The organism is Mycobacterium sp. MS1601, from assembly GCF_001984215.1.
Classification (GTDB): domain Bacteria; phylum Actinomycetota; class Actinomycetes; order Mycobacteriales; family Mycobacteriaceae; genus Mycobacterium.
In genome coordinates this window covers 2,169,086-2,181,969 of record NZ_CP019420.1, presented here as the reverse complement: position 1 = coordinate 2,181,969, position 12,884 = coordinate 2,169,086, and the positions used below count along the sequence as shown (strand labels likewise).

The window sequence follows — 12,884 nt, the reverse complement described above, 5'->3', positions numbered from 1 at the left end:
TGATGCCCTGGTCAACTGTGGTGTGTGCGCAGTAGCGTTACCAAGCATGGGACCGCAGCGCGCTTCGAAGCAGGATGTACCGGAAGCGCTCGACGGCTCGGACGGTTTCGGAGTGGCCGTCGTGCGGGAGGACGGCAAATGGCGCTGTACGGCGTTGACATCGGCGGCACTGGGCAGCGTAAAGGCGGCGGAGACCGAACTGCGTGAAATGCGCAGCAGCGGAGCGGTATTCGGTCTCCTCGATATCGATGATGAGTTCTTCGTCATCCTGCGCCCGGCGCCCGGCGCGATCCGGTTACTGCTCTCCGATGCCACCGCCGCGCTGGACTACGACCTCGCCTACGAAGTCCTGGAGAGGCTGGACATCGAGGTCGACGAGGAGGAACTCGAGGATTCCGACCCGTTCGAAGAGGGTGACCTCGGCGTGCTCGCCGATCTGGGGCTGACCGAAGGGGTGCTCGGTGTGATCCTCGCCGACACCGAGTTGTACGCCGACGAACAGTTGGTGCGCATCGCGCGGGAGATGGGCTTCGCCGATGAGCTGTCGGCGGTGCTGGACAAACTCGATCGGTGATCTCTGACGACGACGCCATCCGGGCGGCACTGGACGCTGCCGCAGAGGTGGGTCCGCTGGATGTGCCGATCGGCGCGGTGGTCTTCGACGCCGCCGGTATCGAACTGGCTCGCGCCGCCAATGCCCGCGAGGTGCTCGGCGATCCGACCGCGCACGCGGAGATCCTGGCGTTGCGGGCAGCGGCCACTGCTCATGGTGACGGGTGGCGGCTGGAGGGTACGACGCTGGCGGTGACCATCGAGCCCTGCACCATGTGCGCCGGCGCGCTGGTGATGGCGCGGGTGGCACGGGTGGTGTTCGGCGCGTGGGAGCCGAAGACCGGCGCCGTGGGGTCGTTGTGGGACGTGGTGCGCGACCGTCGGCTGACCCACCGGCCGCTGGTGCGCGGGGGAGTGTTGGCCGACGAGTGCGCCGCGCTGATGGAGGAGTTCTTCGCGCGGCAGCGGTGAGATCACTGGTCAGCAGGCGATTAGGGCGGGGAGCAGGTGACCGGTAAGCTGCCACACGGTGGCGTGTCCGAGCGGCCTAAGGAGCACGCCTCGAAAGCGTGTGACGGGTAACCCCCGTCCGAGGGTTCAAATCCCTCCGCCACCGCCATCTTCACCTAGAGCCCGGCCAGCCACTCCGTCAGCGTCGCGACATAGGTCGCCGGCGCGGTGCCGTGCATCGAGTGCGGCATCTCCGGAAACTCCCGCAGCGTGAACGAGTTGCCGGTGCCCTCGACCAGTTTCCGGACGTGGTTCACCTGCTGCTCGCTGATGGCGCCCAGCAGATTGCCGGTGTCCGGGTCGACGTAGTGGAAGTGGTGGGTGAACAGCACCGGCACCTTGACCTGCTGCAGCATCGCCTCGTGATCACAGTTCAGCGCCACCCGGCCGGAGACGAAGGCGTCGCCCCATTCAGGGTCGTATTCGAGTAGGTTCTGCGGGGGTTCGCCGGCATTGTTGGAGGCCCCTGCGGCCAATTGCATCCGGAGCATCCACTCGGGTAGTTCGCGGCCCATCGCGGCCTGCATGCCGGCGTAGTCGCCGATGCTCCACTGCGGGCCCAGCCATTTGTGCCAGATCCGGAAGACGGCCCCCACGCCCTGTCGAATCGATTGCCCCACAGCGGGAGTGGTCTGTGACGAGAACAGTGGAGGGTCTTCGTAGAGGGCAGCGCGGACCTGCCCCGGAGCGGCGAAAGCCGACAGCCAGGCGGCAATCACCCCGCCTGAGGACAAGCCGCACACCACTGTGGGACGGCCGATCACCCGGTCGATGAACCGCACCAGGTCGCCGCCGAACAGGTCCAGGCTGTAGCGCCCCGGCGTCCACGTGGAACGGCCCTGTCCGCGCAGATCCACGGCGAACACCTGGAAGCGGTCGGCCAGCAGGCCCATCGCTTCCTCGTAGCCCCACCAGGATTCGCTCTGCCCGGGGATCAGCAGGAGCGCCGGATTGGCGGCGTCACCGGCGACGGCGTAGTTCATCCGGATCTCACCGAGATCCACCAGTTGTTCGGGGAAGGCGTGTTCGACGAAAAGCTCGGGGTGGTCACTGGACTCGACGTAGGTCACGACCACCACTGTGCCACCGAGACAAATGGGCCCACTCTTGCGAGCGGGCCCATTATCTCGATCAGGGGTCAGGCGGCGGCGTCGCCGGCAGCGGAATCGCCATCGTTGTCGGGTTTCTCGGACTTCTCGGATGTGGTGTCGTCGCTGTCCGAGGTGGATGCGTCACTGTCGGTGGCGTCCTGCGCGGCGGGAGCTTCGTCCTCGGCAGGAATCTCGTCAGCGAGCTCCTCGTCGTCAGCATCGGACTCGTCGGCAGCGCCGAACATGTCGTCGTCCCAGTCAGTGTCATCCCCGTCGTCGACGATGTAATCGTCAGGATCGGTGGACCCGTCGTCGGTGTTGTCCTCGTCGTCGGTGTTGTCGTCGACTGGCGGCACGATGATGATGGGCTCGTTGTCGGCGGGCTCGTCGTCGCCACCCGAGGCGGGCGGGTCGGGCTCCTCTGCAGACAGTGCCCCCAGGATCGCGTTCTCGATGTCGTTGGACACGGTGATGGCCAGGTCGGTGCCGTTGGTGATGGCGGCGTTGACGTTGGCCAGCCCATCGGCGACGGTGTAGGCCGTGCCGATGATCGCGTCGTTGACCTGCTGTGCGACGTTGAAGGGGAGGTCGGCGATGTCGTCGGGAAGTCCCGCCGTGCGCAACAGGTTCGACAGTGCGTTCGCGATCTGGATGTTCTGCGCCACCACAGTCGAGGTCAGGTTGGGGCGCAGGGCGTCGGGAGCGATGAGGTTGATCCCGTAGGTGAACGGCACCTGGGCCAGCGCTCCGGCGGCGTTGATGGAGATGTTCGCGGCGTCGAAGCTGCCGGCGATCATCAGGGCCGTGGCCGTGAGGTAGCGCTGTGGGTTCAGCGGTCCGTGACCGATCTCGTCGATGGCTCCCCGCACCGCCTCGCCGAGCGCGGTGACGACACCGGGGACGTACTGGCCTTCGACATCTCGGTAGCCGGCGATGCTGTTGAACACGGTGTTGAACGCCGACTGTGCCGACAGCACCGTCTCCTCGGCCAGGCTGGCAGGCAGACGCAGCCCCAGGTACGCGGGAGCGAGGCCGATGGTGCCCACGGCCGCGACGACGGCCTGCACCAGCTGGCTTCCGGTGGCACCGGAAGCGAAGTAGGAGAGCCGGCGCACGGCATCGAGTGCCGTGGTGACCTCGGCGCGAACGAATTCGATTGTGCCGAAGGTCAGGTCGAATCCGGCGTTGCCGGCCTTCTGCGCAATCAGGCTGCTGCCGTTGACGGCCAGGAAGCCGTTTCCGACGGCTGCCGCCAAGACGTGGGCGTACTTCTCGAACGACAACGGATTGTTCAGGGCGTCGACGGCAGCAGACAGGATGTTCGACAGCGAGACGGTCATGATCCCGGCGAGCAGATCAGCGATGTCCTGGCCCGCCAGCACAATCGTCTGGTTGCTGTGATCCACGTAGAACGCAAGCTCACGCAGCGCGCGTTCATTGATGATCTCCATGGTCTGCAGGAGAGCGATCAACGTCGGGTTGTCGACGGCACTGACCAGGGACTCGAAAAACGAGTCGTTGAGTCCCATCGCGGCCACGATCCCGTCGACCACCGTCTGGCCGGGAATGGCCGCCACGTCGGCGACCGACGCATTGAACTCGTCGATCCGGGTTCTGAGGGTGTCGAAGAACTCGACGATCTCGCCGGGGGTGACGGTCAGGTTGACGTCGGAAACGGTGACCTTCGGGATGGGCAGGGCGCGGTCGGCGGTGGGAACCGCCACGGGCGTCAGCGCCAAGGCGGCCGCCGTGGTCAGCGAGACGCCTGCGGTGAGATACGAACGGGCTGAGATCTGCATGGTGTGGGGGTTCCTGGCTCGGTGGTGAGGCTGGTGATGAACGGATGGGCCCGCCCCCGAGCGGGCCCATCCGGTGTGCTATGTCCGATTACTCGGAGTCGCTGGAGTCCGAAGTGCTTGCAGTGTCGGACTTCTCGGACTTCGTGTCGTCGCTTCCCGAGGTGTCGTCGGCGCCCTCGTCTGCGCCGGCGTCATCGGCAGGAGCATCGTCGGTGGCTTCGTCGTCAGCGGCGGTGTCGTCCTCGGCGGGTTCCTCGTCCGCCGGCTCCTCCTCGTCGACGGGCTCGGTGTCATCGACGTCTTCGTCGGACGGCACTTCCTCGACAGGAGCCTCGGCTTCGACAGGCGTTTCCTCTTCGGCGACTTCTTCGACCGGTTCATCGGTCTGGTCGTCGACGGCCAGCACGACGTCACCTGACCGGTTGTCGGCGGGCTTGGAATCCGATTCGTCGGCCGCAGCGGCGAGCGCGCTGAAGTTCTCTTCCTGCTGTGGCGGACGGGCGCCGAAGAGTGCGTTCTCGATGTCGTTGGACACGGTGATCAGGAAGCTGGTGGTCTCCCCGATCACGGTGTCGGCGATCTCGACGCCACCGACCACCAGGTTGGCGCCGGCGGTGATGACATTGTTGATCTGTGTGGCGATGACCCGCGGCACGTTCACGATGTCGTCGGGCAGGCCCAGTTCGAACAGGACGCCGGCGATCGAGTTCGCGATGAGGTCGTTCATCCGGATCACCGAGAACGTCAGGCTTTCGGTTCCTGGCTCCGGGGTGAAGAGGTTGTAGACGAAGTTGCCCGGGACGCGTGCCACGGAGCCGACGGTGTCCACCGTGAGGTTGAACGAATCGAACCCGCCGGCGATCAGGGCACCGCCCGCCTCGAGATAGCGCTGGGGGTCCAGCGGGTTGAGGCCGATCTGTGTGACGGCGATCTGGAGCACCGTGGACGCGATGGTGATCAGTCCGGGGGCGCGCAGGCCGTCGCCGGCGTCGTAGCCGACGATGCCGTCGAGGATCGCGGTGAGCCCCTCGTCCACCGCGCCGATCGTGTTGTTGGCCAGGCTGAACGGCGCGTTGACGACCAGCTGCGCGGGCAGCAGCGTGATGCTCTCGACCGCGACGGCGACAGCTTGGATGAGCTGGCTTCCGGTGGCCATCGCCCCGACGTTGACGAGACCGGAGACGGTGCGGAATGCGTTGTTGATCTCACTCTGGGCCAGGTGAAGCTGGGTGTAGGTGAGCTCGAAGGGGATGTCGGTGGCGCTGCGGACGATCTCCCCGGAGTTGTTACCCAGCAGCGCCGCCGAGGCGATACCCGAATTCACCAGGTTGGCGTAGTTGCTGAATGTCAGCGGGTCGTTCAGCACGCCGACGACGGCGGCCAGGACGTTCGACATGGAGCCGGTCACGATGCCACTGAGCAGGTCGGCGATCTCCTCGTGGGAGTAGACGACGACCTCGCCGTTGTATCCGACCGCATCACGCACGTACCGGAGGCTGTTGTCGGTGCTGATCTGCAGGGTTTCGAACAGCGCCTGCAACGTCAGGTTGTCAGTCGAGCTGATCAGGGTGTTGTAGATATCGTTGTTCAGATCGATGGCCGCCTGCAGACCGTCGACCACACTCTGACTCGGGATCAGCGCAAGCTGCGCGACGGCCGCGTTGAACGCTGCGATCTCCGACTGCAGGTTGTCGAAGAACTCGATGACGTCGCTCGGGGTTACCGCCAGCTGGACGTCCGCCGTCGTCACCTTCGGAACGGTGATGGCCCGCTCGTTTGCAGGGATCGCGATGGGGGTGAGGGCCAAAGCGGTGGCCGCAGTTAGCGAAATGCCGGCGGTCAGGTATGAGCGGGCCGTGATCTGCATGGGTGTGAGCGTCCTCAAGTTAACGGGCTGAATCGTTGACGAGTGTAGGTTAGCTCACAGGTTGCGTTAAGGAAAGCGGTAAATTCCCAGTTTGAGACGCTAATGCGATGCGCTAGCTTTCGCGATTTCAAGGCTCGCGTCCCGGGTGGATGATAGTTAGCAAACGGAAAGGGTTTGGCTGGCTAGGTGCGCTTCTAGCCGATCTGCAAAGTTGCTAGTTCTGGGCAGTGAAGCGCTTCAGCAAGGTAATTGACGTTCGCGAGAAGAATTCGCGAGTAGCCATCCGACCTCGCCGCACTCAAACGGGCCCACTCCCTGCGGGAATGGGCCCGTTCGGTGAGGTGGGTGCTACTCGGAGTCCGAACCGCTATCGGAGTCCGAACCGCCGCCGGAATTGGAACTGCTGTTGTCCGACTTTTCGGCCTTTTCGGCGTCACGCTCGGCCTTCTTGGTGCCGCGCTCGGTCTTCTCGCTGGCAGAGGACGGGCTTTCCTTGGCGTCGGAATCGTCGTCGGCCGAGGCGTCGTCGGCCGGGGCTTCGGAATCGTCCTCGGTGGCGTCGTCGGCCGGTGCTTCTGCCTCGTCCTCGGTGGCGTCCTCCTCGGCGGGGGCTTCCTCGTCGGTGGCGTCCTCGGCGGGAGTCTCCTCCTCGGTGTTGTCCTCGGCGACGGGCGCCGGGTCCTCGGACGGCTCGGTGGCGACCTTCTGCGTCGAAGCACCACCAGGAGCGGACAGCATGGTGGCGCCCGCAGCCTCTTCGGGATCGGGGTCGGTGATGACCCCGAAGATGGCCTGCTCGATGTCGTTCGAGATGTTGATGACGGTGGTGGCACCGCCTTCGATCAGCGCCGAGGCGATGCCCAGCCCGCCCGCGAACGCGGCGGCGCCGCCGGCGATCACCTCGTTGAGGCCGTCGGCCAGGGCCACCGGCAGGTTCGCGACTTCGGCAGGCATTCCCAGCGCGGTCAGGATGTCGCTGAGCGCGGTGGCGAAGCCGAGGGTGAGGCCGGTGATCGTCTGGGTGATGTCCCCGGTGATCTCGATGCCCACGTTGAACGGGATCTGGGCGACGTTGCCGACGGTGCGGACGCTGCTGTTGAAGCCGTCGAAGCCGCCGGCGATCAGAACGCCGCCGGCTTCCAGGTAGTTGGCCGGGTTCAGCGGGGCCTGGCCCACCACATTGATGGCGAGCCGCAGCGAGTTACCGACGATGCTGACGAGGCCGGGAACGAAGATCTCCTCCTCGGTCTCGGGGTCGATGTAGGTGTAGCCGTTGTTCAGGCCGCCCAAGATCTGGTCGAATCCGGTCCACGCGCCGTCGAGGACGTCGAACGTGGTGTCGAAGGCAACGGCACGGATGGCCTGGGCGGGTGCCAGGGTGATGCTCTGGATGGCGTCGTTGATGGCGACGATCAGGTCGCTACCGGTCGCGGCGCTGGTCGCATCCAGCAGGTCGCCCACGGTGTAGAGGGCGTTGTAGATCTGGTAGTCGGCCAGATCCAAACCGGTCCAGGCGAAGTCGAAGCCGGAGTCGCCGACTTCCTGGATCGCCGACAGTCCGTTGCTGGCGAACAGCTGGCCGGTGCCCACCACTCCGGTGCTCAGCACAGCGGCGTAGGCGCTGACGTCGAGCGGGTTGTTCAGCACGCCCACGAACGTGGAGAGCACGTTCGACAGCGAGCCGGTGATGGTGCTGGTCAGCAGATCGGCCAGATTCCGGGTGGTCAGCACCAGGTTGGAGTTGGCATCGATCACGGCGCCCTGAAGAGACTCGAGTCCGTCGTTGACGCCGAGTTCGAGCGCATCGAGGATCGCGATGAGATTCGGGTTGTCGGTCAGCCCGCTCAGCGTCGCGAAGAACTCCTCGTTGGTGTCGATGGCCAGTTGCAGGCCGTCGGCCAGGGTTACGCCCGGAATCCCGAGAAGCTCGGCGATGCCGGCGTTGAAGTCGGCCAGTTCGTCCTGCAGGTTGTCGAAGAACGCGACGATCTCGGCCGGCGTCACGGTCAGCTGGATGTCAGAGATCGACACGTTGGGGATCGTGATTGCACGCTCGTTTGCAGGGATGGCGAGCGGGGTCATGGCGATGGCAGTGGCTGCAGTTAGCGATACGCCGGCAGTCAGGTAGGAGCGAAGCGAGATTTGCATGGTCGGGGTCCCCCTTGAGTTACGGATGGGCTGTGTGAGAGATCGTAAGCCGGATCTCAGGTTGCGTTAAGGAAACTAGCAAAATTCCTGGGTAAGAGTTTTTTTGAGATGGATGCAAACGTGCAGATTCGTTCCGACCCAAGCCTGGTAGGCATCCATAGCAAACGAACCATAGCGTTAAATATGTGGAATCTAGTTGAGCTAGGTAAACATTGCCAAATCAGCGTCCAAAGAATATTGACGCAGATCAATTGACGTTAACGAGGTAAACCTCTGCATAACTTGAATATGCCGGCGTCGCCGGTTGTGGGGCAGTGCGTCGGTTACCTACCAGCAATCTTGTTTTCGTGATGGCAACCACACGGACACATCAGATTGACGAGGATCACACCTTGGCTGTGGGGCTCAGCTCAGGATCTCGCTGAGCAGCGTCGGCTCGATGTTCCCGCCCGAGACGACAATGACGGTCCGACCGAAGGGGATCGACGACTTGCGAAAGGCTGCCAGCGACACAGCTCCGCTGGGCTCGGCCACCAGGTGCGCGCGCAAGGCCAGCTCGCGGACCGCATCGCGGATCTCGTCCTCGGTGACGGTGATGATGCCGTCGAGTACGTGCTGCAGGTGCGTGAACGTTAGTTCCGACGGCACCGACCGCAGTCCGTCGGCGATGGTGCGGTTGCGGTCCTCGATGGACCACTCCACCCGTCGGCCCAGTTGCAGGCTCTCGGCGGCATCGGCGGCCAACTCCGGTTCCACCCCGTAGACACTGGCCTGTGGACACAACGCCTTGATTGTGGTCCCGATGCCGGAGGCCAGCCCGCCGCCGCTGACCGGGATCAACACGGTCTCGACATCGGGCATGTCCTCGGCGATCTCCAAGCCGGCCGTGCCCTGCCCGGCGATGATCGCGGGGTGATCGAAAGGCGGAACCAGCACGCCGCCGGTGCGTTCGACCACCTCGGCGGCCACCTTCTCACGCTGCCCTGCGCCGCAGAGCAGCACCTCGGCACCGTGGTCGCGGGTGGCCTGGACCTTGATGTTGGGCGTCTCCTCCGGCATCACGATGTGCGCCGGGATGCCGTACTGCGCGGCCGCGTAGGCGACGGCCTGCGCGTGGTTGCCGCTGGAGTAGGCAACCACCCCGCGCGCCCGGACGGCGGGGTCCAAGCTGCCGATGGCATTGAACGCGCCCCGCACCTTGAACGCGCCGATGGCCTGCAGGCTCTCGGGCTTGAGCCAGAGATCGGCGGCCCACAACGCGGGGACCAGCGGGGTTCGCACCACCGACTCCCGGATCCGCTCGGCCGCTGCGCGGATGTCGTCGACGGTGACCAGCTGCATGGTGGGATTGTCCCCGATTTGTCCAAGCGCTGGCGCAACGTCGCATTCCGGCGAAGGATGGAGCGGAGACGGATTCGGTTCCTCAGATGGCGTCTGGGGTACAGAATCCGCGTCCAAAACTTGAAAAGACGACGAAGGGCAGGGCATGAGTCTGTACGCGGTTGTTGATCCGGCGACCGGTGACGTGGTGCAGGAGTACCCCACCGCAACCGGTGAACAGATCGAGGCGGCGGTGGCATCGGCTGCCAAGGCCTTCAAGGAGTGGTCGAAGTCCACCACCGTCGCGCAGCGGGCCGAGCTCATCCGCAAGGTCGCCGACCTGCACAACGAGCGCAAGGACGAACTGGGCGCGATCATCCAGCGCGAAATGGGCAAGCCGCTGGACCAGTCGGTGGGTGAGGTCGAGTTCAGCGCGTCGATCTATGAGTTCTACGCCGACAACGCCGAGAAGTTCCTGGCCGACGAGCCCATCGACCTGCTCGACGGTGAAGGCAGCGCGCTGATTCGGCGCGGGCCGGTGGGTGTACTGCTGGGCATCATGCCGTGGAACTACCCCTACTACCAGGTGGCACGCTTCGCCGGCCCGAACCTGGTGCTGGGCAACACCATCGTGCTCAAGCACGCACCGCAATGCCCGGAGTCCGCGGCTGCGCTGCAGAAGATCTTCCTCGACGCCGGCTATCCGGAGGGGGCCTACGTCAACGTCTACGCCACCAACGAACAGATTGCCGAGGTCATCGCCGATCCGCGGGTGCAGGGTGTGTCCCTGACCGGTTCCGAGCGTGCCGGCGCCGCCGTTGCCGAGATCGCCGGACGGAACCTGAAGAAGGTGGTACTCGAACTCGGCGGTTCCGACCCGTTCATCCTGCTGTCCGCGGACGACCTGGACGCCACGGTGGAGGCCGCCGTCGACGGCCGCTTCGAGAACACCGGCCAGGCCTGCAATGCCGCCAAGAGGATCATCGTCACCGAGAACGTCTACGACGAGTTCATCGACAAGTTCACCCAGAAGGTGCTGGCCAAAGCGGAGGGGCTGGCCCCGCTGTCCTCGGTTGCCGCGGCAGAGCGGCTCGAAGAACAGGTCCAGCGGGTGGTGGCCGACGGTGCCACGCTGACTTCCGTGGGCGAGCGCAAGGGGGCGTTCTTCCCGCCCGGCGTGCTGACCGGGGTGTCGCCGGACAAGGCGTCTGCCAAGGAAGAGCTGTTCGGGCCCGTGGCCACGGTCTACAAGGTTGCCGACGAGGACGCGGCCATCGAACTGGCCAATGACACCCCGTTCGGGCTGGGCTCCTATGTGTTCACCACCGACTCCGAGCAGGCAAAGCGCGTTGCCGACAAGATCGAGGCCGGCATGGTGTTCGTCAACGCCGTCGGTGCCGAAGGCGCCGAGCTCCCGTTCGGCGGGGTCAAGCGGTCCGGCTTCGGCCGCGAGCTCGGCCGCTTCGGCATCGACGAGTTCGTCAACAAGAAGCTGATCCGCATCGCGGGCTAGACACGGCCAGCCGGGTCGACGAGGCGGCGCTCAGCCGAGCAGGGCACGCACCTGCTCGGCGAGGGCGACGCCCAAGTCGCGGTTGTTGGCCTCGGTGAAGTGGATCCCGTCCACGCCGTCGGTGCTGATCACCGAGCCGGCGTCGAAGAACGGCACCTTCATGAACGACGCCAGCGCGCTGTACACGCGGGCCAACTCGGCGGTCTTCTCACGGCCGCCGGAGAACACCAGGTCAAACCAGGGGTGGGGCAGCTCGCCCAGCGGCGGCGGCGCCACGATCAGCACCTGCGGCGCGGGATAGCTGGTCCCCACGCCACCGGCGCTGGTGAGCACCTGCGTGGCAAGCACTCCCATACCGGTGGCGATGTCGAACGGGGTGCGGCCAAAATTCGCCTTGGTGTCGTTGGTGCCGAGCATCAGGATCACCAGGTCCAGCGGCAGATGGCTGGCCAGACACGACGGCAGATACTGCGAACCGTTGAGCCGGGGGTCGGCCGGGTCTTCGGCGGTGGTGGTGCGCGCCGACAGGCCTTCCTCGATCACCTCGTAGCGGTCGCCCAGCAGGTCGGCCAGCACGCCGGTCCACCGGACGTCACGCGGGAACCGCTCGGTGGGCACACCTTCTTCGACAGGGATCCATCCCCACGTCAGTGAGTCGCCGAAACACAGGATCCGTCTGGTGCTCATACCGGTCAGGCTACGGTCACGTCACGAGGCCGCGCGACCGTCCGTTCCCACCTACTATGTTGGTGCGTAGACCTTGCTGTACCCCCGACCGCGTAGTGCACCGACCTCCGGAGTTGTTTCTTGTTCTTCGATCGCCGACGAAATCGGGTGGCCTTCGGCGTAGGGCTGGTGATCGTGGCAGTCGCCGCTGTCCAAACTGGTTCATCTGCAACACGTTTGGTGGATTCGGTGGCTGCGCCGGAGGTCACTCAGGCGCCCGAGGCTGTCGCACCCCCGAAGCCGCTGTCCATGACGATCGAACCGGCATCCGACCAGCGCGACGTCGCCCCCGTGAACGCCGTCCGGGTGAAGGCCAGCTCCGGCACCCTCACCGACGTGGTGATGACCAACGAATCCGGCAAGGTGGTCGACGGCGTGCTGTCCCGCGACCGCGCCGAATGGATGCCCGCCGAACCCCTCGGATACGGACGCACCTACACCGTGACCGCCACCGGCCTCGGCGCGGACGCCGCCACCGTGACCCGAACGTCGACGTTCTCCACCGCCGTTCCTCAACAGCAGGCATCGGTCTCACTGCGCAGCACCCTGGGCTCCCGCCTGGTCGACGGCGCCAGCTACGGCGTCGGCACCGTCGTGGTCGCGCAGTTCGACACCGACATCCCCGACCGTGCCGCCGCCGAACGACAGCTGAAGGTCACCACCTCGCCGCCGGTGCAGGGCGCGTGGATGTGGATCAACGACCGCAAGGCGCACTGGAGGCCCAAGGAGTACTTCCCGGCGGGCACCAAGGTGAGAGTGAACGCCGACATCTACGGCGTCGACCTGGGTGGCGGCGTCTACGGACTCGAAGACAGTGCAGTCGATTTCGTCATCGGACCCAAGCACGTGACCATCGCCGACGACGTCACCAAACAGGTCAGCGTCTTCGTCGACGACAAACTGGTGCGAACCATGCCCACATCGATGGGCCGCGGTGGCACCACCACGGTCGGCGGCAGAACCATCGCGTTCTGGACCCAGCCCGGCATCTACACCGTGCAGGAGAAAGCCAACCCGGTGCTGATGGACTCGTCCACCTACGGACTGCCCACCAGCGCATCGGCCGGCTACAAGGTCAGCGTCGCGCACGCGGTCAGGATCAGCCCCGACGGCATCTATCTGCACGAGCGTGAAGGCACCGTCTGGGCGCAGGGAAGTCAGAACGTCTCGGCGGGCTGCCTGAACCTGTCGGCCGAGAACGCCGAGTGGTTCTACGAATTCGCGCAGCCCGGTGACGTGGTCGAGGTCCGAAACACCGGCGGCGCTCCGCTGGAGCAGTGGCAGAACGGTGACTGGAGCGTCCCCTGGGACACGTGGTTGGCCGGCAGCGCGCTACAACAGCTCGCCAACGGTTAGCC

The 12,884-nt window shown here is 65.4% G+C and carries 10 protein-coding genes and 1 tRNA gene; 5 read left to right on the top strand and 6 right to left on the bottom strand.

Annotation, left to right across the window (positions count from 1 at the left end; all coding sequences use genetic code 11):
• The first annotated feature begins 46 nt into the window (after positions 1–46).
• The 3 genes from BVC93_RS10705 (at position 47) to BVC93_RS10695 (ending at position 1,171) form a co-directional block, all read left to right on the top strand.
• Positions 47–574 carry a tRNA adenosine deaminase-associated protein gene (locus BVC93_RS10705; protein WP_083737144.1) on the top strand — a complete coding sequence of 176 codons (528 nt, stop codon included), beginning with the start codon at positions 47–49 and terminating at the stop codon, positions 572–574.
• Complete coding sequence (locus BVC93_RS10700) at positions 571–1,023, top strand: nucleoside deaminase (RefSeq protein ID WP_192860255.1); 453 nt, start codon at positions 571–573, stop codon at positions 1,021–1,023. Before BVC93_RS10705 ends, BVC93_RS10700 begins: the two co-directional genes overlap by 4 nt.
• 57 nt (positions 1,024–1,080) lie before the next feature.
• Positions 1,081–1,171: transfer RNA gene (locus BVC93_RS10695), tRNA-Ser, on the top strand.
• A gap of 7 nt (positions 1,172–1,178) precedes the next feature.
• On the opposite strand, the gene BVC93_RS10690 is transcribed toward BVC93_RS10695, so the two are convergent.
• From BVC93_RS10690 to BVC93_RS10670, 5 genes are all read right to left on the bottom strand, one after another.
• Positions 1,179–2,132 (bottom strand): alpha/beta hydrolase, encoded by a 954-nt coding sequence (locus BVC93_RS10690; RefSeq protein WP_236950319.1) that lies wholly within the window; start codon positions 2,130–2,132, stop codon positions 1,179–1,181.
• Between the two features lie 68 nt (positions 2,133–2,200).
• The gene (locus BVC93_RS10685) at positions 2,201–3,952 is read right to left on the bottom strand and encodes a hypothetical protein (RefSeq protein ID WP_083737143.1); all 1,752 of its coding nucleotides are present in this window, start codon (positions 3,950–3,952) and stop codon (positions 2,201–2,203) included.
• Between the two features lie 88 nt (positions 3,953–4,040).
• Positions 4,041–5,819, bottom strand: a complete 1,779-nt coding sequence (locus tag BVC93_RS10680; protein WP_083737142.1) for a hypothetical protein — start codon at positions 5,817–5,819, stop codon at positions 4,041–4,043.
• Between the two features lie 348 nt (positions 5,820–6,167).
• The gene (locus BVC93_RS10675) at positions 6,168–7,850 is read right to left on the bottom strand and encodes a hypothetical protein (protein WP_157516857.1); all 1,683 of its coding nucleotides are present in this window, start codon (positions 7,848–7,850) and stop codon (positions 6,168–6,170) included.
• A 522-nt stretch (positions 7,851–8,372) separates the two neighbouring features.
• Complete coding sequence (locus tag BVC93_RS10670) at positions 8,373–9,308, bottom strand: threonine ammonia-lyase (RefSeq protein WP_083737140.1); 936 nt, start codon at positions 9,306–9,308, stop codon at positions 8,373–8,375.
• 145 nt (positions 9,309–9,453) lie between these two features.
• Between BVC93_RS10670 and BVC93_RS10665 the strand changes: the two genes are divergently transcribed.
• Positions 9,454–10,800, top strand: coding sequence for an NAD-dependent succinate-semialdehyde dehydrogenase (locus tag BVC93_RS10665; RefSeq protein ID WP_083737139.1), 1,347 nt, complete (start codon positions 9,454–9,456; stop codon positions 10,798–10,800).
• Positions 10,801–10,830: 30 nt separating this feature from the next.
• On the opposite strand, the gene BVC93_RS10660 is transcribed toward BVC93_RS10665, so the two are convergent.
• A complete protein-coding gene (locus tag BVC93_RS10660; protein ID WP_083737138.1) occupies positions 10,831–11,487 on the bottom strand; it encodes an SGNH/GDSL hydrolase family protein in 657 nt (218 codons plus the stop codon).
• Between the two features lie 228 nt (positions 11,488–11,715).
• Here BVC93_RS10660 and BVC93_RS10655 point away from each other — a divergent pair, with 228 nt between their 5' ends.
• A complete protein-coding gene (locus BVC93_RS10655; RefSeq protein ID WP_335583131.1) occupies positions 11,716–12,882 on the top strand; it encodes a L,D-transpeptidase in 1,167 nt (388 codons plus the stop codon).
• Positions 12,883–12,884: the final 2 nt, after the last annotated feature.

Bases quoted from the DNA above. Each gene is read 5' to 3' on its own strand.
- BVC93_RS10705 (WP_083737144.1), top strand. From the start codon at position 47: ATGGGACCGCAGCGCGCTTCGAAGCAGGATGTACCGGAAGCGCTCGAC.
- BVC93_RS10685 (WP_083737143.1), bottom strand. From the start codon at position 3,952: ATGCAGATCTCAGCCCGTTCGTATCTCACCGCAGGCGTCTCGCTGACC.
- BVC93_RS10680 (WP_083737142.1), bottom strand. From the start codon at position 5,819: ATGCAGATCACGGCCCGCTCATACCTGACCGCCGGCATTTCGCTAACT.
- BVC93_RS10670 (WP_083737140.1), bottom strand. From the start codon at position 9,308: ATGCAGCTGGTCACCGTCGACGACATCCGCGCAGCGGCCGAGCGGATC.
- BVC93_RS10665 (WP_083737139.1), top strand. From the start codon at position 9,454: ATGAGTCTGTACGCGGTTGTTGATCCGGCGACCGGTGACGTGGTGCAG.
- BVC93_RS10660 (WP_083737138.1), bottom strand. From the start codon at position 11,487: ATGAGCACCAGACGGATCCTGTGTTTCGGCGACTCACTGACGTGGGGA.